At 70.1% G+C, this 1,987-nt stretch carries 2 protein-coding genes; one reads left to right on the forward strand and one right to left on the reverse strand.

Annotated elements, in window-relative coordinates; all coding sequences use genetic code 11:
- Window positions 1-149: 149 nt before the first annotated feature.
- Entirely contained in the window at window positions 150-443 is a 294-nt protein-coding gene (locus VF632_RS08755; RefSeq protein ID WP_331022492.1) for a hypothetical protein, read from the reverse strand.
- Window positions 444-511: 68 nt separating this feature from the next.
- Between VF632_RS08755 and VF632_RS08760 the strand changes: the two genes are divergently transcribed.
- Window positions 512-1,864, forward strand: coding sequence for an IS701 family transposase (locus tag VF632_RS08760; protein WP_331022493.1), 1,353 nt, complete (start codon window positions 512-514; stop codon window positions 1,862-1,864).
- Window positions 1,865-1,987: the final 123 nt, after the last annotated feature.

A 1,987-nucleotide genomic window follows, 5' to 3' on the forward strand; every position in this document is an offset into this window, starting at 1 on the left:
CAGCCGCCGCACCGTGGCGGAGGTGGCGGACGGGCTGGTGCCGGCGCTGCAGCGGCGCGGCCTGGTGCGGCGGGACTACGCGCATGCGCAGTTCCGCGACAACCTGCTGGCCTTCTCAGCTTGACTCTGCAGGTGCCGTGACGCGTTCGTCATGAGGCGTGGATCCAGAAAAAGCCCTCGCTGGCGACAAACTCCAGGGCTTCGTCGAGCGGCATGACCTCGCGGCCGAAAGGGCCCGGGTTGCCCCAGGCGTCGCGTCGCCACCACAGGACCTGAACTTTGTCGCCCTGACCGGCTAGGCGCAGCCGGGCGACCGGGCCGCCGGTACGCTGGCTGTAGAGCGTGTAGCCCTTGTTCGCCCGCACCACCTCGACGCCGCCGCGCTGCGGCGGCCAGGGGGAGGGTTCGATGCGGGTGCGCATTGCATCTGGGCTGCCGGCCATGGCCCGTCTCTCCTGCGCTGCCTGCCGCGTTGCAGCCCTCGGAGGTTTCTGGGCGGAGGCGATGTGCCATGACGCCGAGCGTCGTTCCGGCGCTGCTGGACGGCTGGATGCAGCCCTTCCGATGCCACTTCACCACCGCCGTCTGGCGTCACGTGCTCGTGCTGGTCTGCGGTACCCTGTTGGCGCCCGGACGACGAACGGTTGCCGCGGCGCTGCGGGTTATGGGCCTGGGCGAGGTGGCCGGCTTTGCCGTGTACCATCGGGTGCTGAGCCATGGGCAATGGTGTTCGCGGGCGCTCGCGCACCGTCTCCTGTTGCTGCTGGTCGCCGCCTTTGTCCCAAACGGCCCGGTGGTGATGGGCGTCGATGACAGCATCGAGCGGCGCTGGGGGGCGCGGATTGCGGCACGCGGGATCTACCGTGACCCGGTCCGCTCCAGCCGGGGCCACTTCGTCAAGGCGAGCGGCCTGCGCTGGCTCAGTGTCATGCTGCTGGCCCCGGTGCCCTGGGCTCGCTGCGTCTGGGGCCTGCCCTTCCTGACCGTGCTGGCGCCCTCCGAGCGTTACGCGGCCAAGCAAGGCAAGCGGCACAAGAAGCTGACTGACTGGAGCCGGCAGGCGCTGCTGCAGGTCGCGCGCTGGCTACCAGGGCGGCGGCTCATCGCAGTGGCCGACAGCAGCTTCTCGGTCGTCGCCCTGCTGCGTGACCTCGCGCCGCACCTGACCGTAGTCACCCGCCTGCGTCTCGATGCTCGCCTGTACGACCCACCCCCGCCGCGCCGGCCGCGGCGGCGAGGTCGGCCGCCAGTCCAAGGGGCACGGCAGCCCAGCCCGGCCGAGCGCTTGCGCGACCGGCGCACGTGTTGGCGCCGGGTTGTCGTTGATGGCTGGTATGGCCGCCGTACCCGCCGGCTCGATATCGCCACCGGCACCGCACTCTGGTCTCACCGCGGCGCACGGGTGGCGATCCGTTGGGTGCTGGTGCGCGACCCGAGTGGCGAGAAGGAGCCGCAGGCCTTCCTCTGCACCGACCAGCAGGCCGCGCCGGTCGACATCCTGCGCTGGTTCGTTCGCCGCTGGCGAATCGAGACCACCTTCGAGGAGGCTCGTCGTCACCTCGGGATGGAAACCCAGAGGCAGTGGTCCGACCTGGCCATCCTGCGCACCACGCCGGCGCTCCTCGCGTTGTTCTCTCTCGTGACACTGTGGGCCAGCCAACTTGCCGTCGAGCGTGGGCCGGTGCTTGAGTGCGTGCGCTGGTATCCCAAGCCGCTGCCCACCTTCAGCGAGGCTCTCGCGCTGGTCCGCCGCGAGCTCTGGACCACGCAGATTTCTGCTACGTCGCCGTCCACCGGGACATCACTCAATGCCTCGGCGGCTCTCATCAGCCGTCTGCTGCTCGTGGTATGCCGGCCACCATGACCCACACAGGTGCTGCGCTCGCGTCACGGCACCTGCAAAGCCAAGCTCAGTGGATCCGGGCGGTGCCTCGGCTCGGAGTTGGTCGCCGTAGAGCGTGGCGGCGAGCGAGTGGCGGAACGGCAA

It is taken from the genome of Longimicrobium sp. (genome assembly GCF_036388275.1).
Taxonomy (GTDB): Bacteria; Gemmatimonadota; Gemmatimonadetes; order Longimicrobiales; family Longimicrobiaceae; genus Longimicrobium.